The 19,842-nt window shown below is 74.2% G+C and carries 21 protein-coding genes and 1 riboswitch; of the genes, 7 read left to right on the top strand and 14 right to left on the bottom strand.

The features are described 5' to 3' along the window. Positions 1-99 precede the first annotated feature (99 nt). Positions 100-510 (top strand): helix-turn-helix domain-containing protein, encoded by a 411-nt coding sequence (locus tag EU555_RS04585; protein WP_135413389.1) that lies wholly within the window; start codon positions 100-102, stop codon positions 508-510. A gap of 39 nt (positions 511-549) precedes the next feature. On the opposite strand, the gene EU555_RS04580 is transcribed toward EU555_RS04585, so the two are convergent. Further along, positions 550-1,887: a cobyrinic acid a,c-diamide synthase CobB gene (locus tag EU555_RS04580; RefSeq protein ID WP_135413387.1), complete on the bottom strand. Its 1,338-nt coding sequence runs from the start codon at positions 1,885-1,887 to the stop codon at positions 550-552. 62 nt (positions 1,888-1,949) lie between these two features. On the opposite strand from EU555_RS04580, the gene EU555_RS04575 reads away from it, so the two are divergent. Next, complete coding sequence (locus EU555_RS04575) at positions 1,950-3,053, top strand: cobalt-precorrin-5B (C(1))-methyltransferase (RefSeq protein ID WP_135413386.1); 1,104 nt, start codon at positions 1,950-1,952, stop codon at positions 3,051-3,053. A 66-nt stretch (positions 3,054-3,119) separates the two neighbouring features. After that, a complete protein-coding gene (locus EU555_RS04570) occupies positions 3,120-3,521 on the top strand; it encodes a hypothetical protein (protein ID WP_135413384.1) in 402 nt (133 codons plus the stop codon). A 31-nt stretch (positions 3,522-3,552) separates the two neighbouring features. Here the strand turns inward: EU555_RS04570 and cobM are convergent, their stop codons facing one another. From cobM to cbiE, 3 genes are read right to left on the bottom strand one after another with little or no spacing between them, the layout of a single operon-like run. Next, on the bottom strand, positions 3,553-4,314 hold the full coding sequence (gene cobM / locus EU555_RS04565; RefSeq protein WP_135413382.1) for a precorrin-4 C(11)-methyltransferase: 762 nt from the start codon (positions 4,312-4,314) through the stop codon (positions 3,553-3,555). After that, entirely contained in the window at positions 4,311-4,820 is a 510-nt protein-coding gene (locus tag EU555_RS04560; protein ID WP_135413380.1) for a cobalamin biosynthesis protein, read from the bottom strand. Before EU555_RS04560 ends, cobM begins: the two co-directional genes overlap by 4 nt. Further along, on the bottom strand, positions 4,799-6,043 hold the full coding sequence (cbiE, locus tag EU555_RS04555; RefSeq protein ID WP_135413378.1) for a precorrin-6y C5,15-methyltransferase (decarboxylating) subunit CbiE: 1,245 nt from the start codon (positions 6,041-6,043) through the stop codon (positions 4,799-4,801). Before cbiE ends, EU555_RS04560 begins: the two co-directional genes overlap by 22 nt. Between cbiE and EU555_RS04550 the strand changes: the two genes are divergently transcribed. Next, a complete protein-coding gene (locus tag EU555_RS04550; RefSeq protein ID WP_135413376.1) occupies positions 6,042-6,797 on the top strand; it encodes a cobalt-precorrin-6A reductase in 756 nt (251 codons plus the stop codon). The genes cbiE and EU555_RS04550 overlap by 2 nt on opposite strands. On the opposite strand, the gene cobJ is transcribed toward EU555_RS04550, so the two are convergent. The 9 genes from cobJ to EU555_RS04505 form a co-directional block, all read right to left on the bottom strand. After that, positions 6,770-7,525 (bottom strand): precorrin-3B C(17)-methyltransferase, encoded by a 756-nt coding sequence (gene cobJ, locus EU555_RS04545; RefSeq protein WP_135413374.1) that lies wholly within the window; start codon positions 7,523-7,525, stop codon positions 6,770-6,772. The two genes, EU555_RS04550 and cobJ, sit on opposite strands and share 28 nt — an antisense overlap. Next, complete coding sequence (locus tag EU555_RS04540) at positions 7,522-8,292, bottom strand: precorrin-2 C(20)-methyltransferase (RefSeq protein WP_245524143.1); 771 nt, start codon at positions 8,290-8,292, stop codon at positions 7,522-7,524. The genes cobJ and EU555_RS04540 overlap by 4 nt, the downstream gene beginning before the upstream one ends. Positions 8,293-8,312: 20 nt before the next feature. Beyond that, on the bottom strand, positions 8,313-8,945 hold the full coding sequence (locus EU555_RS04535) for a precorrin-8X methylmutase (protein WP_135413370.1): 633 nt from the start codon (positions 8,943-8,945) through the stop codon (positions 8,313-8,315). Next, on the bottom strand, positions 8,942-10,474 hold the full coding sequence (locus EU555_RS04530; RefSeq protein ID WP_135413368.1) for a nitrite reductase: 1,533 nt from the start codon (positions 10,472-10,474) through the stop codon (positions 8,942-8,944). The genes EU555_RS04535 and EU555_RS04530 overlap by 4 nt, the downstream gene beginning before the upstream one ends. Continuing rightward, positions 10,471-13,755, bottom strand: a complete 3,285-nt coding sequence (cobN, locus tag EU555_RS04525) for a cobaltochelatase subunit CobN (RefSeq protein ID WP_135413366.1) — start codon at positions 13,753-13,755, stop codon at positions 10,471-10,473. Before cobN ends, EU555_RS04530 begins: the two co-directional genes overlap by 4 nt. Positions 13,756-14,223: 468 nt before the next feature. Then, positions 14,224-15,258 carry a cobalamin biosynthesis protein CobW gene (gene cobW / locus EU555_RS04520; RefSeq protein ID WP_135413364.1) on the bottom strand — a complete coding sequence of 345 codons (1,035 nt, stop codon included), beginning with the start codon at positions 15,256-15,258 and terminating at the stop codon, positions 14,224-14,226. Beyond that, entirely contained in the window at positions 15,255-15,632 is a 378-nt protein-coding gene (locus tag EU555_RS04515; protein ID WP_135413362.1) for a DUF1636 family protein, read from the bottom strand. The genes cobW and EU555_RS04515 overlap by 4 nt, the downstream gene beginning before the upstream one ends. After that, the gene (locus EU555_RS04510) at positions 15,629-16,375 is read right to left on the bottom strand and encodes a CbtA family protein (RefSeq protein WP_135413360.1); all 747 of its coding nucleotides are present in this window, start codon (positions 16,373-16,375) and stop codon (positions 15,629-15,631) included. Before EU555_RS04510 ends, EU555_RS04515 begins: the two co-directional genes overlap by 4 nt. Positions 16,376-16,462: 87 nt before the next feature. Then, positions 16,463-16,639, bottom strand: coding sequence for a CbtB domain-containing protein (locus EU555_RS04505; protein WP_135413358.1), 177 nt, complete (start codon positions 16,637-16,639; stop codon positions 16,463-16,465). Between the two features lie 31 nt (positions 16,640-16,670). Further along, positions 16,671-16,870, bottom strand: a riboswitch (cobalamin riboswitch). Between the two features lie 108 nt (positions 16,871-16,978). Here EU555_RS04505 and cobU point away from each other — a divergent pair. The 3 genes from cobU to EU555_RS04490 all read left to right on the top strand — a co-directional run bounded on the left by cobU (position 16,979) and on the right by EU555_RS04490 (position 19,062). After that, entirely contained in the window at positions 16,979-17,491 is a 513-nt protein-coding gene (cobU, locus tag EU555_RS04500) for a bifunctional adenosylcobinamide kinase/adenosylcobinamide-phosphate guanylyltransferase (RefSeq protein WP_135413499.1), read from the top strand. Further along, complete coding sequence (cobO, locus tag EU555_RS04495; protein WP_135413356.1) at positions 17,488-18,093, top strand: cob(I)yrinic acid a,c-diamide adenosyltransferase; 606 nt, start codon at positions 17,488-17,490, stop codon at positions 18,091-18,093. The genes cobU and cobO overlap by 4 nt, the downstream gene beginning before the upstream one ends. 201 nt (positions 18,094-18,294) lie before the next feature. Further along, positions 18,295-19,062, top strand: a complete 768-nt coding sequence (locus EU555_RS04490; RefSeq protein WP_135413354.1) for a prephenate dehydrogenase/arogenate dehydrogenase family protein — start codon at positions 18,295-18,297, stop codon at positions 19,060-19,062. Positions 19,063-19,163: 101 nt separating this feature from the next. On the opposite strand, the gene EU555_RS04485 is transcribed toward EU555_RS04490, so the two are convergent. Then, on the bottom strand, positions 19,164-19,802 hold the full coding sequence (locus EU555_RS04485; protein WP_135413352.1) for a hypothetical protein: 639 nt from the start codon (positions 19,800-19,802) through the stop codon (positions 19,164-19,166). Positions 19,803-19,842: the final 40 nt, after the last annotated feature.

Genomic DNA, 19,842 nt, shown 5'->3' with positions numbered 1-19,842 from the left:
GCACCGGCCGTCGCGCGGGGCATGAACGACGCGGGACGGCGGCCCTCGGGAACCGGGGAGGGGGCTTCCGGCAGGCCAGAACGAAGACGTTGAGGACCGATGCCCAAGCAAACCACTGAGGTCGACCGGCTCGTCGGCGTCCGCATCACGGCCCTGCGCAAGGCCAAGGGTCTGAGCCAGACCGCTCTCGGCAACGCCGTCGGCGTGACCTTCCAGCAGGTCCAGAAGTACGAGAAGGGCCAGAACCGGGTCGGCGCCGGCCGCCTGCGCGAGATCGCCCGGCTGCTCGAGGTTCCGGTCTCGGCCTTCTTCGAGGACCAGACCGGCCCCGAGACCGGTGACGACAACGTCTTCGGCTTCCTGAGCGCGCAGGGCGCGATCGAGCTCCTGCGCGCCTACGTGCAGATCGAGGACGAGCAGCTGCGCCGCGAAGTCCTGGCGATCGTGCGCTCCGCCGCCCGCCTCGGCCGGGCCGCCGCCGCGAGCGGCGACGGGCCGGCCGCCGCCTAGCGACCTCGTCTGGCGGCCTCTTGGCCGTCATCTTGGCCGTCAGCGCAGCCCGACCAGGTGGAAGAAGCTGCCGCTGACCCGGCCGCGCCGGTGCCCGGCCGGCCCGAGGGGACGGCCTTCCGCGTCGGTCACCTCCGCCAGGGCCTCGGCCGGCCCGGGGACGCCTGTGACCTCGCTGGCATAGTGGAATTCGTGCCCGACGAGGCGCTGCCCGGCCGCGCCGAGCGCCCCGTCCGCGAGCAGCGTCGCGATCCGGTAGCCGAGATGCAGCCGGCGCTTGGCGTAGGAGGTCGCGACCGGCAGGAGGCCGGCCATGCGGTGGGTCGCGCCCTCGGCATCCTCCAGGCTCTCGCCCAGCACCATGTAGCCGCCGCACTCGCCGTGGATCGGCCGGGTCCCGGCGAAGGCCCGCAGGCCGTCGAGGAAGCGGGTCGCGGCGGCGATCCGTCCGGCATGGAGCTCCGGATAGCCGCCGGGCAGCCAGCAGGCGTCGCAATCCGGCGGCGGCACCTCGTCGGCGAGCGGCGAGAACGGCACGATCTCGGCCCCGGCCGCCCGCCAGCCGGCCTCGAGATGGGGATAGACGAACGAGAACGCGGCGTCGCGCGCGACCGCGAGGCGCCGGCCCGGCGGCGGCGGAAGCCGCCCGGGCTCCGACCCGCGCCGGGGCTCCGGCACCCGGCCGCCGGCGGCGGTCAGGACGGCGTCGAGATCGATCGAGGCCTCCGCCAGATCGGCCAGCCGGTCGAGGCGGGCCTCCAGGTCGTCGGTCTCGCCGGCCTGGATCAGGCCGAGATGGCGCTCGGGCAGGACGAGGGCGGCCTCCCGCGGGACGGCGCCGAGCACCGGGATGCCGATGCGGGACAGGCCCGCCTCGACCAGGCGCCGGTGGCGCGGGCTCGCGACCTTGTTGAGGATCACCCCCGCCAGCGTCAGGCGCGGGTCGTAGGACCGGACCCCGAGGGCGGTGGCGGCGGCCGACTGGGCCGCGCCCGAGACGTCGAGCACCAGCACCACCGGCCAGCCATAGCGCGCCGCGACGTCGGCATTGGCGCCGCTGCGGCCCTCCTCGGCCACGACGCCGTCGAACAGGCCCATCGAGCCCTCCGCCACGACCAGCTCGGCCGCGTCGCCGGCGGCGCCCGCCACGGCATCGAGGAGGGCGCCGTCCATCGCGAAGCTGTCGAGGTTGTAGCTCGGCCGGCCGGTGGCGGCGGCGTGGAAGGCGGGGTCGATGTAGTCCGGCCCGCATTTCGCCCCGGCGACCGCCAGCCCCCGGCGGCGCAGGGCCCGCAGCAGGGCGAGGGTCACGGTGGTCTTGCCGGAGCCGGAGCGGGCGGCGGCGACGAGGAGGCCGCGGGCGGGACGTGCGGTCACGGGGTGCTGTCTCTTCCGATGGCGCGCATTCACCGCGCCGGTCCGCGGTGATACCACGCCGCATGGACGCGACACGACCACGGGAGACCCTGCGCCGCGGCTGGACCACCGGCGCCTGCGCGGCGGCCGCCGCCAAGGCCGCCTATGCGGGGCTCGTGACCGGCGCCTTCCCGGACCCGGTCGAGATCCCGCTGCCGAGCGGCGCCCGGCCCGCCTTCGCCCTGGCGCGGGCCGAGGCCGTGGAGGGCGGCGCCCGCGCCGGGGTCGTGAAGGATGCCGGCGACGATCCCGACGTGACCCACGGGGTCCTGGTCCTCGCCACCGTGAGGCCGGGGCCGCCGGGCTCCGGCGTGACCTTCCGGGCCGGCCCGGGCGTCGGCACGGTGACCCGGGCCGGGCTGCCGCTGCCGGTGGGCGAGCCGGCGATCAACCCGGTGCCCCGGCGGATGATCGCGGCGGCGATCGCGGAGGCCGCCGCCGGCCTCGGCGGTCCGCCGGACGTCGTCGTGGAGGTCGCGATTCCCGGCGGCGAGGCGCTGGCGCTGAAGACCCTGAACCCGCGCCTCGGCATCCTCGGCGGCCTGTCGGTGCTCGGCACGACCGGGGTGGTGGTGCCGTATTCCTGCGCCGCCTGGATCGACACGATCCACCGCGGCATCGACGTCGCCCGCGCCGGCGCCCTCGACCACGTCGCGGGTGCCACCGGCTCGACCTCGGAGGAGGCGGTGGCGCGCCTGTACGGCCTGCCGCCCCAGGCCCTGATCGACATGGGCGACTTCGCCGGCGGCATGCTGAAATACCTGCGCCGCCACCCGGTCCCGCGGGTGACGGTGGCGGGCGGCATCGCCAAGATGGCGAAGCTCGGGCACGGCCTCCTCGACCTGCACTCGCGCTCGGGGCCGGTCGACCTCGCCTGGCTCAGCGAGCGCGTGACGGAAGCCGGGGGCGACATCGACCTCGCCCGGCGGGCCGCTGGGGCCAACACCGCCCTCGAGGTGCTGCGCCTGGCGCAAGGCCGCGACCTGCCGCTCGCCGACCTCGTCGCCCGCTACGCCTGGGCGACGGCGGCTCGTGCGCTGGCGGGCTCGGGCAGTTCGCTCGAGGTCGTGGTGTTCGACCGGGAGGGCGGGCTGGTCGGGCGGGCGCCGTTTCATCCGGTGGGGTGATGGCGCACATCATGCCAGACATCCGCCCTTGCTTCCGTGGCGACTCACGGACATTGGGATAAATCGATGGCGCTCATGCTTACTTCAGTGACATTCTCCAATCCCTTCAAACTTCGTCGACCGAAAAATATAGAGATATTTATTCAGATTATTCTTGTCGTTCTTTTGTTGGCATTGATATTTGAATTTTTTGAAGCGCATTCGTCATTCGATTGCCGGGATGTGTATCGCCCTGTGGGCAACGATTGCTATCCGTGGGGGATGACGGAAGGTCCGCTCGAAGGCGGCAGTTGGAATTACAGCAACAAGGAGATCTATCTCAAATCTCACATCATTCTGATCGTATCCGTCGCGGTCGCAATCTCCGCGCCATTCCTCCTGCGGAGCCTGTGGCACACGTTGTCTGCGATGGCGCTGATCGTCCTGTTCGACACCTATGCAGCGGAATGGGTGGCGGGACTGTTTTGAGCGTCGGCGCTTTCGATCGGCTCCGGGGTCGTTACGACCCGGAGCCCGGCCGAAACCGCCGGTCGTAATCCGCCGCGTAGAGCGCGCTCTCCCGGAACTCCGTCGCCCCGAGGGCCGGCCCGACCAGGATCAGGGCCGTCCGCTCCAGCCCGGCCGCTGCGACCTGCTCGGCGATGTCGGCGAGGGTCCCGCGCAGCACCCGCTCGTCCGGCCAGGTGGCGCGAAACACCACGGCCGCCGGGCAGTCCGGCCCGTAATGCGGCACCAGCTCGGCCACCACCGCCGCGATCACGTGGATCGACAGGTGGATGGCGAGCGTCGCGCGGGTCGCCGCAAAGGCGGCGAGGCGCTCGGTCTCCGGCATCGCCGAGGCGCGGCCGCTGGTGCGGGTCAGCACCACCGACTGGGCCACCTCCGGCACGGTCAGCTCGCGCCCGAGCACCGAGGCGGCGGCCGCGAAGGAGGGCACGCCCGGGGTGAGGTCGTACGGGATCCCGAGCCGGTCGAGGCGGCGGGTCTGCTCGGCCACCGCGCTCCAGATCGAGAGGTCGCCGGAATGCAGCCGCGTCACCTCGAGCCCGCCCGCGTGCGCCTCCGCCATCGTGGCGATGATCGCGTCGAGGGAGAGCGGTGCGGTGTCGACGATCCGGGCGCCCGGCGGGCACCAGGACAGGATCTCGGGCGCGACCAGGGAGCCGGCATGCAGGCAGACCGGGCAGCGGGCGATGAGGTCGCGGCCCCGCACGGTGATGAGGTCGGCCGCGCCCGGCCCGGCGCCGATGAAGTGGATCATGACGGGAGATCGTCTCCGCTGGCGGCGAGCGCGCAGGTGGCGCCCGCGCTGGCGATGCGGGGCAGGACGAGGCGGGCGTCCGGGCCGGCGGCGGCGAGCGCCGCGGCCTCGGCGAGCGAGCCGACGCCGCGCGAGGCCTCGATCCGCGCCGAGCGGGTGACGACCCGGCGGCCGGCCTCGCGCAGGGCCTCGACCGCGACGGCGACGACCGGCACGCCCAGGGTCTCGGCCGCGGCCCGGATGGCGGAATCGCCCGCGCGGTCGGCCGCCGTGGCGAGCGCCGAGAGGCGCGCGCCGGCGAGGTCCGCCTGCCGCAGGCCCGCCGCCACCAGGGTCAGGATCTCGTCCGGCGTCGTGGCGTGGCGGAAGCCGATGCCGGCGACGACGGGGCGGAGCGCCCCGGTGGCGGGCGAGCGGGCGGGACCGCGGAGCACCTGCGGCGGCGGGGCGGCGCCCGGCACCCGCGCCTGGATGGTGAGGGGCGTCACGGCTTCGTCAGCGCCCATTGCGTCACCGGCATTGCCGGGCGCCAGCCGGTGAGATGGCCGACCGGCTCCGCCCGGGCGACGGAGAGCCGCCGCAGGGTCCCGCCGCGCTCGGAATGGAGCCGCAGCAGCAGGGCCTCGCTCTCCAGCGTCACCGCGTTGGCGACGAGGCGGCCGCCGACCGGCAGGGCCTCAAGCACTGCCGCGACCAGCGCCGGGTCGGAGACGCCGCCGCCCAGGAAGGCCGCGTCCGGCGCCGGCAGCGCGGCGAGCGCCTCGGGTGCGCGGCCGACCACGACCGCGAGGTCGGGCACGCCGAGGTCAAGGGCGTTGCGGCGGATGCGGGCGGCGCGTTCCTCCCGCGCCTCGACCGCGACCGCGCGGCTCGCCGGATGGAGCAGGCACCACTCGATGCTGATCGACCCCGAGCCGGCGCCGACGTCCCAGAGGAGCTGGCCGGCGCGGGGGCGCAAGGCCGCCAGGGTGACGGCGCGGATCTCGGCCTTGGTGAGCTGGCCGTCGGTCTCGAACCAGGCATCGTCGAGGCCGGGGCTGAGCGGGATCACCCGGGCGTCCGGTTCCGCCACCACCTCGACCGCGATGGTGTTGAGCGGGTCGATCTCGCCCTCCGAAAACTCCGCCGCGAGGGCGCTGCGGCGGCGCTCGCGCGGGCCGCCCATCGCCTCGAGCACGGTGAGGCGCGAGCGCGGGAAGCCGCGCGCGGTCATCAGGGCGGCGAGCTTGTCCGGCGTCGCGCCGTCCCAGGACAGGACGAGGAGCCGGGCGCCGGGCTGGAGATGCGGGATCACCCGTTCGAGCGCCCGCCCGTGCAGGGTCAGGCAGGCGGTCTCGGCGAGCGGCCAGCCGAGACGGGCGGCGGCCAGGCTGAAGGCGGAGGCTTGCGGGTAGGCCGCGATCTCGCCGGCCGGCACCAGCCGGGCGAGCTCGGCGCCGACGCCGTAATGGAAAGGATCGCCGGTGGCGAGCACGCAGGTCGGCTGCCCGCGGCGGGCGAGGATCGCCGGATAGGCCTCGGCGAGCGGGCTCGGCCAGGCCAGGGTCTCGGCGGAAAGCGGCGCGGCAAGCTCCAGATGGCGGCGCCCGCCGACCACCAGCCCGGCGCGGTCGAGGGCGGCGGCGGCAGCGGGCGAGAGGCCGGCCCGCCCGTCCTCGCCGATGCCGACGATGAAGAGCCAGGGTGTGGCGCTCGACACGGAGCGGGCCTCAGGCGAGAAGGCGGCCATGCGCATCCTCCTCCTGGGCGGCACCACCGAGGCCGCCGGCCTGGTCCGGCTGCTCGCCGACCGTCCGGATTACGACGTCACCCTGTCCCTCGCCGGGCGCACGGCGGCGCCCGTCGCCCTGCCGGCGCGCACCCGCATCGGCGGGTTCGGCGGCGCCGACGGGCTCGCCGCGTATCTCCGCGAGCACGGCATCGCGGCGCTGGTGGACGCCACCCATCCCTTCGCCACGATCATCTCCCGCAACGCCGCGGCGGCGAGCCGGGCCGCCGGGGTGCCGTTGCTGGCCTTGCGCCGCCCGCCCTGGGCCCGCCGGCCCGGCGACGAGTGGCACGAGGTCGACAGCGTGGCGCAGGCCGTGCCGGCGCTGGGCACCGCCCCGCTTCGCGTGTTCCTGACCGTCGGCCGCCTGGAACTTCCCGCCTTCGCGGCGGCGCCGCAGCACCGCTACCTCGTGCGCACCATCGAGCCGGTCGGCGACGCGCTGCCGGGGATCGCCGTCACGGCGATCGAGGCCCGCGGGCCGTTCGGCGCCGAGGACGAGGCCGCGCTGATGCGGGATCACGGCGTCGCGGTGCTGGTGACCAAGAATTCGGGCGGGTCCGCGACCTACGGCAAGATCGCGGCGGCGCGGGCCCTGCGCCTGCCGGTGGTGATCGTGCGCCAGCCCGTCCCGCCGGACGGGCCGCATGTCGCCGATCCCGACGCCGCCCTGGCCTGGCTCGACGCTCATCGGGCGACCGACCGCGGGGTGTAGACGAAGGGCTCCCGGCCGTCGCGCGGGATCAGCCGGGTGGCGCTCGCCCCGATCATCACCAGGGTCGCCATGTCGGCCTCGGCGTGCCGCGCCTTCGCAAGCGGCAGGACGCGGACCGCCTCGTCGGGCCGGCCGACGGCGCGGGCCAGGATCACCGGCGTATCGGGGGCCCGGTGCTCGGCCGCGAGGTCGAGGGCCGCGCCGAGCTGCCAGGGCCGGGCCCGCGAGACCGGGTTGTAGAGCGCGACGACGAGATCGGCGGCGAGCACGGCGTCGAGACGCGCGGTGATGACCTCCCAGGGCTTCAGGTTGTCCGACAGCGAGATGGCGCAGAAGTCGCCGCCGAGCGGCGCGCCGACCCGGGCGGCCGCCGCCAGCATCGCGGTGATGCCGGGCTCGACCGTGATGGGAAGCGAGCGCCAGGCCGGGTTGCCGGCCTCCAGCGCCTCGAACAGGGCCGCCGCCATGGCGAAGACCCCGGGATCGCCCCCCGACACCACCGCGACCCGCCGGCCTGCCGCCGCGAGTTCGAGGGCGTGGCGGGCGCGGTCGACCTCGACCCGGTTGTCGCTGGCATGGCGCGTCAGGCCCGGCCGCTCCGGCACCCGGGCGACGTAGGGGACATAGCCGATCAGGTCCTCCGCCGCGTCGAGGGCGGCTTGCGCGGCCGGCGTCAGGTAGCGCGGGTCGCCGGGGCCGAGGCCGATCACCGTCACCGATCCGCTCACGGCCGGCGGCCCTCGCCCGGCACCAGCACCATCGAGAAGTAGGGCGCGCGGTCGTCCGGCTTCTGGCTGAGCGGCACCACGCACTCGCCCGCCATCGTGCCGCGCTCGACATAGACCGCGCGGGCGATCAGCCCGGCCTCTGTCAGCGCCGCGCGCACCTTCGGCAGGTGGCGGCCGAGCTTCATCACCACCGCGGCGTCGGTCGCGCTGAGGCGCGCGACCAGCGTCGCCCGCGGCAGGGTGGCGGGCAGCACGGTCAGCACGTCGTCGCCCCAGGTGATCGGGGTGCCGGCCCTTGTCCAGCAGCCCGACATGCCGGTGACGCCCGGCACCACCTCGACCCGGAAGCGGTCCTTCAGGCGCCGCCACAGATGCATGAACGAGCCGTAGAAGAACGGATCGCCCTCCGAGAGGATCGCCACGTCGCGGCCCGCCCCCAGCACCTCGGCGAGGCGCATCGCCGCATCGTCGTAGAAGGCGGCGAGCGCCGCCACGTAGGCCGGATCGTCCGGCGGCAATTCGGTGGTGTAGGGGTAGGGCAGCGGCCATTCCCGGGCGGGATCCTGCACGACCGCATCCGCGATGGTGCGGGCGTTGCCGCGCTTGCCGGCCTTGCAGAAATGCACGAGGTGGTGGGCGCGCTCCAGCACCCGCACCGCCCGCACGGTGAGGTAGTCCGGATCGCCCGGTCCCATCCCGACGCCGTAGAGGGTGCCGGTGACGGACGCCACCGGGGCGGCGGGGATCTCGGCCGGGTCGCTCGTCATGACGTCGGACGCGCCGTGCATCACTCGGCCTCGCTGGCCAGCGCGTTGACGGCCGCCGCCGCCATGGCGCTGCCGCCGCGCCGGCCGCGCACCACCAGGAACGGCACCCGGCCGTCCTGTGCCAGCGCGTCCTTCGACTCGGCCGCACCCACGAAGCCGACCGGCACGCCGATCACGGCCGCCGGCCGCGCCACGCCCTCGTCCAGCATCTCGAGCAGGCGGAACAGGGCGGTGGGCGCGTTGCCGACCGCCACGACCGCGCCGGCGAGCCGGTCGCGCCACAATTCCATCGCGGCGGCGGTACGGGTCGTGTCGAGGGTTTTCGCGAGGTCCGGCACGCGCGGGTCGGAGAGGGTGCAGATCACGTCGTTGCCCGCCGGCAGGCGTGCGCGGGTGACGCCGTCGGCGACCATCCTGGCGTCGCACAGGATCGGGGCACCGCGGCGCAGCGCGCCCTCCGCGGCGTCCGCGAAGTCCGGCGACAGGTCGATGTCGGCGGGCAGGTCGGTCATCCCGCAGGCGTGGATCATCCGCACCGCCACCCGCTCCGCGGTTCCGTGGAAGCGCGACAGGTCGGATTCGGCGCGGATCATCGCGAAGGAGCGCGCATAGATGGCGGCGCCGTCGCGGATGTAGTCGAGGCGCGGGTTCATGCAGGCTCCCGGAATGCGTCTCTCAGGCCGGAATGGTCTCGGACGCTCTCTAGCCGCTCCAGCACGGCATCGAAAGTGAGGGTCAGATCGGTCTCGGTCCCGGCGTGGCCCTCCGGCACCACCCCGTAGCGACCATCCGGCCGGCCGACCAGCGTCAGGGTGGCGGGCCCGGGATGGGCGCAGCCCTTCGGGCAGCCGGAGACGTGGGCGGTGGCGCCGAGCCGCGCCAGATGCGCGAAGGCGGCGGCGAGGCGGGGGGCGTCGCCCTGCGCCGGCGTGCCGCCGGAGGCGCAGGCCGGCGCCCCCGGGCAGGCGGCCACCGCCCGGCGCGGGTCGGCCGGATCGACGATCAGGCCGGCGGCCCCGGCCGCGCCCCGCTGCGCCTCGGCGGCGGCCTCGTCGCGGGCGATGAGGGCAACGCCGCGGCTCGGCGTGAGAGCGAGGTGGCCGTCGCCGTGGGACTCGCTCCAGCCGGCGAGGCGGTCGAGGAGAGCGGCGTCGCAGCGGCCGAAGGGGAGCTCGGCGAGGAGGGCGCGGGCGTGCCGGCCGGGGGGATGCGTGGTGGTGGCCGGGGCAGGCTCGCCCGGCGCGAGGCCGGAGAGGAGAGCGTCGCGCTGCGGCACGGGGAGCGCGCGCATGCGGCGGGCGCCGGAGGTGGCGAGGCCTAGCAGGAGGGTGCGCACGGTGGCGAGGCCGGTGGAGGCGGGCAGGGGCGCGAGCCAGGTCGGGCCGTCGGGGGTTGCGACGGCGAGTTGGAGCACGGTCGCCCGCGTCCCCGGCGCATCCGCACGCAGATTGCTACGTTGAGCCGAGCGCATGTCCCCTCTCCCCGCGGGCGGGGAGAGGGCTGTGTTCCCGTTCAGGGAACGCAGCGAGCCGCGAACCGCAGGTTCGCCGCGAGGGTGAGGGGGAGGTGCCGGAAGAGCCACATCCGTGGACACCCCCTCACCCTCGCGCTTCGCGCTTCCTTCGCCCCAGAAGGGGGCGAAGGCCTCTCCCCGCCCGCGGGGAGAGGGGAAATCCGGCGTTCCATCCGGCAGACATCGTCCATGCGGCGTAGTCGTCACCCGCACCCACAGATCCGCCTCGACCGGCCCGAGCCCGCCCGCCTCATCTTCCACCGCCACCAGCGTCTTGGCCGGCAGGCCTGGCACCTCCCGCCCGATCGCCTCCAAAGCCGCCACGACCGCGAGGCAGGCCGCCCCGGCGAACGGTGCGCTGAGCGTCAGGCGCTGCGGCCCGCCGTCGTGGCGCACGTCGCCGAGCCCCGCTTCGCCCAGGATCGCGACGACGTGGGCGTGGCTCTCCGCCGTCACCCCGCGGATCTGCAGGTTGCCGCGGGCCGTCACGTCGAGGAGGCCGTTGCCGCCCTCCCGCGCCGCCCGCGCCGCCGCCCGGGCCTGGGCTGCGGAGAGGCGCCCGGCGACCGGGTGGAGGCGCACCAGCATTCCGTCGCCGGTCGGCATCGGACGGGCGAGGCCTGGGCACCAGCCGCGCCGGGGTGCCGGCTTCACCGGGACGGCGCTCATTCGGCGGCCTCGCGCGGCTCGAGGGCCGCGAGGGAATTGCGCCGGCTGCGCCAGAGGCCGCGCCGGCGCATGTCGGCGAAGCGGTCGCGGAGCGCCTGGGCGACGCCGGGATTGGCCGCCTCGATCGCCGCGAGCGTCGCGGGGTCGCCCAGATAGGCGTCGTAGAGCCGGTCGAGGTCGGCATCCGCCACCGCGTCGGTGGCAGCGGCCATGACGAAGACGGCATCCAGCCCCTGCGCCAGCTCCTGGACACCACGCCAGCCGTGGCGCAGCTGCGCGGCGATCCAGCGCGGATGGGCGAGGCGGCCGCGCACCAGCCGGGTGACGTCCTCGCGGGCGGTGCGGGCCCGGGGCGCCTCGGGGCGGCTGGTGTCGAGGCTGTAGAGGACCGGCGCCGCGCCGAGGGAGGCGGCGGCCGCAGCGAATCCTCCCATCGCGTCGGCGCCCGCGTCGCCGTCGAGGAGGTCGCGCTCGGCGACGTCGAAGGCGTGGAGATAGGCATCCGCCGCCGCGACCCGGGCGGCGAAGTCGGCGTCCGGGGCGCCCGCGGCGTGCGACGGGCCCGTGGCCGCGGCGGTGGCGTCGAGATAGGCCCGGGCGAGATCGTCCCGCCCGGTCCAGTCGCCGTCGAGGGCGAGCGCGGCCGTGCCGGCGCCGTAGCGGCCGGGGGCGGCTCCGAACACCCGCCCCGGCGCCTCGCCCCGGCGGCGGGCGGCGGCCAGCGGGTTGTCGGCATCGTCCTCCTCGCGGGCGGCGACCGCCCGGGCGGCCCGGTCGAGGAGGGCCAGCGTGTCCGGGAACGTATCGCGGAAGGCCCCGGAGACCCGCACCGTCACGTCGATCCGCGGCCGGTCGAGGAGGGCGAGCGGCAGCACCTCGAATCCGGTCACCCGGGTCGAGGCATGGTCCCAGACCGGGCGCACGCCCATGAGCGCGAGGGCCTGGGCCACGTCCTCGCCGCCGGTGCGCAGGGTGGGCGAGGCCCACAGGTCCATGACGAGGCGGGCCGGGTACTCGCCCTCGTCCTGCAGATAGCGGCGCACCACCTCGGCCGCGGCCTTCTCGCCGAGCATCGCGGCGGCACGGGTCGGCAGGGCGCGGGGATCGAGGGTGGCGAGGTTGCGGCCCGTCGGCAGCACGTCGGTCCGGCCGCGGGCGGGCGAGCCGGCAGGGCCCGGTGGCACGAAGCCGCCGTCGAGGGCCGCGAGCAGGCCCGCCCGCTCGGCGGGGCCGCATTCGGCATGAACGTCCGGCGCTTGCCCGAAGACGTGCAGACCGTCGCGCGTGGTCACTTCGGCGAGGTCGCACAGATGCGCGTCGAGGGCGGCGAGGGCGTCCGGCATCGCCGTGGCGCGGTCGATCCCGGCGGCGGCGAGCAGCCCCGCATCCCCGGCCCGCTCCAGGATCCCGCGGGCGATGAGGGTCGCCCGGCGCGGATCGAGCACGGCGGCGGCGGAGTATTCCTCGACCAGCTCGCGCAGGGTGGCGGCCTCCGGGTCGAGCCCTGCCGCGGCGGTCTCCGGCGGCAGATGACCGATCGTGACGGCGCCGATCCGGCGCTTGGCCGGCGCCGCCTCGCCGGGATCGTCGACGATGAAGGGGTAGATCACCGGCAACGCCCCGACGGCCAGCGCCGGCCAGCAGGAGGGCGAGAGCGCCACCGCCTTGCCGGGCAGCCACTCGGTGGTGCCGTGGGTGCCGAGATGGATCAGCGCGTCGCACGATTCGCGCAGCGCCAGGTGGAAGGCGAGGTAGGCGTGGCACGGCACCGCGTCGGGGTCGTGGTAGCCGGCCTTGCGATCGCCCCTTTGGCCGCGGTCGGGCTGGAGCGCCACCAGCACGCGACCCGCCCGCACCGCCCGGAACCGGAAGGCGCCGTCCCGGCAGGCCGGGTCGTCGGCGGGCGCGCCCCATTCAACGGCCAGCGCCGCGCGGGCCTCAGCCGGCAGGCGGATGCGCCAGGCCTCGTAAGCCGAGAGCGGCACGGCGAGCGTCGGCGCGTCCTCGGTGAGCCGGCGCATGAGGGCGTCCGGCTCCGGGACGTCCGCGACCGCGTAGCCCTCGGCGGCCAGCAGGTCGAGGATCGCCCTGGCGCTCGCCGGCGTGTCGAGCCCGACCGCGAAGCCGGCCCGCCCGCCCCGGGCCGGGTAGTCCGACAGGACGAGGGCGAGGCGGCGCTCGCTGCGGGGCATCGCGGCGAGGCGGGCCCAGGCGGCCGCCCGGTCGGCGGTCGCGGCGATCCCGGCGAAGTCCGGCACCGCCCGGCGCTCGCGGAACCCCTCGACCTCCCGCGCCTCCTCCTTGTGGGAGATGGGGAAGCCGGCGAGCCGCCCGTCGAATTCCGGCAGCGCCACCTGCATCGCGAGGTCGGCGGCGTTCAGGCCCCGGTCGGAGGCCGCCCAGGCCTCCCGGCCCGAGCCGACCGTGAAGGCCTGGATCACCGGGCACGCGGCCGCGTCGAGGACGAAGCCGGCATCGTCCCGGGCCGAGAAGGCGGTGGCGGCGACGATCACGGCGGGGCGCTGGGCCATGATCGCCTCGCGCACGACGGCCACGGCCTCCGGGTCCTTCAGGCTCGCGACGGCGACGATGGTGGGGCTGAGCCCTCGCTCCCACAGGGCTGCCGCCAGGGCGGTAGCGGGCGCGGTGTCGCCGCCGAGGATCGCCGAGCGGTAGACGAGGACCAGGGCGCGGGGCAGGGGCGCGGCGGCGCCCGACCCGTCGCGGGCGCCGCAGCCGGGGCACCAGACGAAGCCGCGCGGCAGGGCGCGGGGCGGCTCCGCCGCGACCGGCCGGCCGAGCTCGGCGGCGATGCGGGTGAGCAGCCGTCGCAGGTTCTCGGCCCCGCCGGCGCGGAAATAGGCGTCGAGGGTGTCTCGGAGATCCGGCGCCACCGTCGAGACGGCGTCGAGGCGCGGATCCGGACGGTCGTCCCCCGGCAGCACCGCGAGCGGAATGCCATGCGCCCGGCAGGTCTCGGCGACGCGCTCGATGCCGTAGCGCCAGTAATCGAGCCCGCCGAGGCAGCGCACCAGCACGAAGCGGGCGCGGGCGATCACCGCATCGGCGTAAAGGTCGACGGAGAGCGGGTGGCGCAGCTGCGCCAGCTTGGCGAGGCGCAGGCTCGGCCGGTCGCCCGGCAGGGCGGCGTAGGCCTGGCCAAGGCCGGCGAGGTCGGAATCGGTGAAGGACAGAGCCACGACGTCGCCGGGCGCCTGGCCCAGATCGACCGCCGCCTCGCCCTCGTCGAGGGAGACCGTATCGATGCGCAGGAGGTGCATCGGCGGGTCCTAGATCAGCCTCATCCGGATCGGCACGCCGCCGACCAGCTCGTAGCGCTCGTCCTGGCGCTCCTGCCAGGCGAAGAACTCCTGCACGCTCCAGCGCCGCCGCGCGGGCTCCGACATGCGATGCCCTCCCGGGGCTCGGGTGTTTCTCTGGTTCTCGAACGACGTGGCGAGAACGATACGGCGTTTACAGGCCACGTTCCAAGACGAAGCACGTGTCTCTCCTCTCCCCGCGGGCGGGGAGAGGGCTGTGTCTCCGTTCAGGAGACACAGCAAGCGGAGGCACAGCCGGAGCGAGGGTGAGGGGGAAGTGCCGGAGGAGCCTCATCCGGAGGCACCCCCTCACCCTCGGCTGCCGCCTCGCTGTGTTCCCTAGACGGGAACACAGCCCTCTCCCCGCCCGCGGGGAGAGGAGGAATGCGCGCGTCTCTCGGTGTAGTCCGCTTTGATGTAGACCCGGCTCTAGCCCTTCAACGCCGCCGCCACCGCCTCCTTGTCGAAGCCGGTCAGCCCGATCACCACCAGCGTCCCGTCCTTGTGCTCGCCCGGGCGCCAGGGCCGGTCGTAGTGGTGCGCGATGCGGCGGCCGACGCCCTGGACCACGAGGCGCATCGGCTTGTCGGCGACGGCGCAGAAGCCCTTGATCCGCAGGACGCCTGCCACCTCGGCGGCTTTCGCCACCCGGCCGGCCAGGTCCTCGGGCGAGCCCGCGGCCCGCACCGGGAGCGCCACGCTCTCGAAGTCGTCGTGGTCGTGGTCCTCTTCCGTCTCGTGGTGCGAGGGACGGGCGGCGAGGTCGCTCTCGGCCGCCGCGTTGATCCCGAGCAGCACCCGCGGATCGAGGGCGCCGTGGGCCGTCTCGACGAGCTTGACGGCCCGCGGCAGGTGCGCCTCGACCTCGGCGCGGACCCGGGCCCGCTCGCCCTCGTCGAGGAGGTCGGACTTGTTCATCACCACGAGGTCGGCGCAGAGGAGCTGGTCCTCGAACACCTCTTCCAGCGGGTTCTCGTGCTCGACGCTGGCATCCGCCGCGCGCTGCGCCGCCAGCGCCTCCGGATCGTCCGCGAAGGCGCCCGAGGCCACCGCCGGGCCGTCGACCACCGCCACCACGCCGTCGACGGTGACCCGGGAGCGGATCGCCGGCCAGTTGAAGGCCTGGACCAGGGGCTTCGGCAGGGCGAGGCCGGAGGTCTCGATCAGGATGTGCTCGGGCGGCTCGGGCCGGTCGAGGAGCTTGTTCAGCGCCGGCACGAAGTCGTCGGCGACGGTGCAGCAGATGCAGCCGTTCGGGAGCTCGACCACCGCGTCGGCGTCGCAGCCCGGGATGCCGCACTCGGCGAGCAGGCTGCCGTCGAAGCCGACATCGCCGAACTCGTTGACGATGATCGCCAGCCGCCGCCCGTCATTGTGCTCGACGGCGTGGCGCACCAGCGTCGTCTTGCCGGCGCCGAGGAAGCCGGTGACGATGGTGCACGGGATCTTGTTCAGGATGGTCATGAGGCAGCCGGCGCGGGAGGGAGGCGGGCGACGACCCCTTTGCGGAATTCCTGCGGGCGCTCGCGCCAGGGCACGATCCCGTCGGGGGTTCCGGCATAGAGGCCGATGCCGTCGAGGATGATTGCGGCGGAGGCGGCCGGATCGAGGTCGCCGTAGACGTAGGTCCAGCGGCCCGGGCTCGCGACCGCGACGGTGCAGGGCCGCTTGCAGACCGAGAGGCATTCCACCGGCTCGATCCGGACATTCGCCCCGGGCCGCTCTGCGAGGGCCGCCGTCAGCGCCTCGTGCAGGCGGGCCCCGGCGCGGGGGCCGTCGCCTGAATCGGCGGCGTCGCGGCAGGTGGTGCAGACGTAGAGGATGACGGGCTCGCTCACGCGGTCACCCCTGTCTGGCGTGCCACGCCCTGACGTCCTTCGACCGCCCCCCAGGCCCAGCCGAAGGCGAGGCCGAGCACCGCCCAGAACGCGAAGGCGATCGCCAGCGAGCGGGCGGTGAACTGCGCCGCGAAGACGGGCGGCATGGCGGAGATTTCTTCCGGCCCGTGCGGCGCGCCCCAGACGTGCGGGGCGACGATGAGGGCGAGGCCGAGCGCCACCGCGGCCGGCCCGCGGCGGATCGCCACCAGGTAGAGGCCGGCGGCGGTAGCCAGCGCGGTCGCCACCCACCAGAGCTGGCGCGCTTCGAGAGCCGCGGCGGCCATGCCGGGCAGTTCCGGCGGCAGCCCGATCGCCGGGGCGAGACTGGCGGAGAGGAAGCCGCCGATGCCGAATGTCAGCGCCTCGGACGGCGTCACGGTGCGGCCGGCCGCCACCAGCACGGCGCCGAGCAGGAGCGCGTAGCCGACGCCGCTCACCAGGGTGGCGAGCGCCGTGAAGGCGAGGCGCGGCAGGCCGGGCGCCGGCTGCCACTGCGCCTCGTCGGCACCGTGGTCGTGCCCGGCATGCGCCAGGACGATCAGCGGGTTGGCGAAGGCGTGGACCGGTGCGGGAGCGGCCGCCGTCTCGTACTTCTCCGCCGCCAGGATCAGCGGCGAGGTAAGGGCGAATTGCAGGGCCGAGGCCACGCACGCGGCCAGGAAGCCGGCGACCAGGGCCGCGGCGAGCAGACGTTTCGTCATCGGGAGTTTACCTGCACGACCCAAGGGCCTCGGGCCCGCACCCCGGTCAGGGCGCAGGCCGCGCGGCTTCACACGGTTCGGCCCTGGTCAGTGGCAGGGGAAGTTGTGGGCGTGGCGCCAGTCGTGCGCGGCGTTGTGCAGGGCGACCACGGGCGCGAAGCCGGAGACGAAGAGCAGCCCGACCCCGAGGGCCGCGGCCAGCAGCACGGCGCTCAGGCGTTCGCCGGCGAGGGCGGGGGAGAGGGACCGGGTGATCGCGACCATGACGAACTCCTGCCGCCCCACCGGCGGCGTCGAGACACGAGGGATGACGGCAGGTCTCCTGGCTCACGGCCTCTCGGGGTCCACCGCCTTCCCGGATCGCTCCAGTGGCCGATGGCGGACCGTGTTCGACCGCTCACAGTTGCGGGGGCAGCCGCGGCCCGCCGGGCCGAGCCCGGTTCCCGCGTTCCCTTTTCACCTCGCTTGCGAGGCACCGTCGGGCGCGACCGTAGACGCAAGCCGGCGGGCTTGCAATCGGCGCCCTGCCCCGCGACACCTCCGGGCCCGACATTTCCCGGGAAGGAGACCCGCGTGCAGGATCCGGAACATGCCGCGCCGCGCCTGACCCTGGTGCTGGGTGGCGCCCGCTCGGGCAAGAGCCGGTACGCGGAAGGGCTGATCGAGCTGCGGCCCGGCCCCTGGCGCTACGTCGCGACGGCGCAAGCCTGGGACGACGAGATGCGCGCCCGCATCGCAGAGCATCGCGCCCGCCGTCCGGCGCCCTGGGAGACGGTCGATGCGCCACGAGACCTGGCCCAGGCGATCCGGCAGGGGCCGCGCGGGCAGCCGGTTCTGGTCGACTGCCTGACCCTGTGGCTCACCAACGCGATGCTGGACGAGGCGGCCGACCTCGCGGCGGAGGTCGACGCCCTGGTCGAGGCGTGCCGCGGAGCCGCCGGCCCCCTGGTGCTGGTCTCGAACGAGGTCGGGTTCGGCATCGTGCCGGAGAACGCGCTGGCCCGGCGCTTCCGCGACGAGGCCGGGCGTCTGCACCAGCGCCTCGCCGCCATCGCCGACCGGGTGGTGCTGGTGGTGGCCGGACTGCCGATGATCGTCAAGGGAGACGCAGAGTGAGCGACGACGAGGCGGCGCGCCACCGCGCCAAGATGGAGAAGCGCAAGGCGGTGCAGGACGCCGAGGTGGCGGGCAAGACGATCGAGAAGGGTCTGCTCATCGTCCATACCGGCCCCGGCAAGGGCAAGTCGACGGCCGCCTTCGGGCTGATGCTGCGGGCGCTCGGCCGTGGCTGGCGCGTCGGGGTGGTGCAGTACATCAAGGGCGCGTGGGAGACCGGCGAGCGCTTCGCCCTCGACCGCTTCGGCGATCAGGTGGAGTGGCACACGATGGGGGAGGGCTTCACCTGGGAGACCCAGGACCGCGACCGCGACGTGGCGGCCGCCCGGGCCGCCTGGGCGAAGACCGAGGCGCTGATGGCCGATCCGAGCATCCGGCTCCTGATCCTCGACGAGCTCAACATCGCGCTGCGCTACGACTACCTGCCGCTCTCGGAGGTGGTGGGCGTCTTGAGCCGGCGCCGGCCGGACCTGCACGTCGTGGTGACCGGCCGCAACGCCAAGCCGGATCTGATCGCCGCCGCCGACCTCGTCACCGAGATGGGCCAGGTCAAGCACCACTTCGCGGCGGGGGTGAAGGCGCAGGAGGGCATCGAGTTCTAGGGCAGGGGTTCCGATTGACGTCGACGGTCGTCCGGGCGTAGAGCGTTCCGCCATGGCCAGCACCCTCCATTCCGGACTCTATTACGCGCCGCTTACCTAGCGGCGGAGTGCGCGTCATCTCTCAACCGCTGCGACGTGTCGGCGGTTGAGGCTTCTGAGGAATTCCAGGCCCGCCGACCTCGCCCACCCCCGAGGTCTTCCGTGCCGTCCTCCCCCGTCCCGCGTCCCGCCCTCGGCCTGATCGGCTTCGGCGCCTTCGGCCGCCTCGCCGCCGAACACCTGGCGCCGCTGTTCTCGCTGCGCGTCCACGATCCCTTCGTGCCCGACGCGGCCTTCGCGGCTTTCGACCTCTTGCCGTGCGGCCTGGAAGAGGCCGCCGCCTGCCCGGTGGTGATCCTGGCGACCCCCGTCTCGACCCTCGCCGAGGTGGTCCGCGCGATCGCCCCGCACCTGCAGCCGGGCGCCCTCGTCCTCGATGTCGGCTCGGTGAAGGTGCGGCCGGCCGCGATCATGCGGGCGGGCCTGCCGCCGGGCGTCGACATCGTCGCCACCCACCCGCTCTTCGGCCCACAGAGCGCGCGGGACGGCCTGCGCGGCCTCAAGATCGCGGTGTGCGCCGTACGGGGCGACCGGGCGCGACGCGTCGGCGCCGTCCTGCGCCGGGCGTTCGGCCTCGACGTGATCCTGACGACACCCGAGGCGCATGACCGCGAGGCCGCCGCCGTGCAGGGCCTGACCCACCTGATCGCCAAGGTGCTGGTGGCGATGGAGCCGCTGCCGACCCGGATGACGACGCGCAGCTTCGACCTGGTGATGCAGGCGGTCGGCATGGTCCGGCACGACGCCCCGGAGGTCTTTCACGCCATCGAGCGCGAGAACCCCTACGCGGCCGAGGTGCGGCGGCGGTTCTTCGATCTGGCGGCGCGGATGGATGGGGGCTCGGCGTCCATGGCCGGCCCCGCCGAATGAGGCCGGTCGCCGCGCTCGCCGTTCCCGGTCGGGGGTCCGCGGGCTCGGCGACCACGGGACGCCGTCGTCGGGCCTGCTCTGTCGCCGGTGCCGGGACTGCTTCAATTCACGAGCTTCGGCTTTTTCGCGCCGTAGATGTTGTTGCTGCACTTTGCTGCGGGATTCGACGCATGGTATCTTGAATCGTTGTCGAGTTCCAGGCGCGCAACGACGATCCTTATGCACGGCGCCTCCCAGACTGTCTTGTTCTCGAATTCGACCTGGCTGCTGGGGGCGTAGATCGTGCCCTCGGCATACGCTCCGAAACGCGAATAGATGTCATGATCGTTCGTGTTCCTGCGGTCGGACCATATGACAATTCCGGCATATGGTCCGGTTTTCGAGGCCTTCAGTTCGAAACTCGTGTTTGAGTGGAAAAATATATCGCTTCCGGCGCCTTCAAGATATATTAGAACACTATCTCCGAATATCGAGGCGCCATTCGACAGGGTAAATTCGCCTTTTATGACATACACACCTGGCTTGAAGGTCACCCTGGCGTCATCGATCGTGAGGCCGCTGCAGAAGGCGAGATCCGGATCGATCGTGGTCGTGCCGCCTCTGATCAGTTTTTGACCACCACATTTGGCGTTCGTCGGGGGCGAGAGCGCAGCATAGGGATCGTCGACCGCCTTGGCGCCGGTGATCGGCGTCGGTGTCACCCTGGCCGAGCTGCTCTTGTGGACGCCGCCCGTCACCATGATGCTCTTGACATTGACGTAGGATCCACTCCCAAGCTCC

Origin of the sequence: Methylobacterium nonmethylotrophicum (assembly GCF_004745635.1) — a bacterium.
Taxonomy (GTDB): Bacteria; Pseudomonadota; Alphaproteobacteria; order Rhizobiales; family Beijerinckiaceae; genus Methylobacterium; species Methylobacterium nonmethylotrophicum.
Note: the sequence above shows the minus strand (reverse complement) of the source record. Positions and strands in the feature narration are given on the sequence as shown.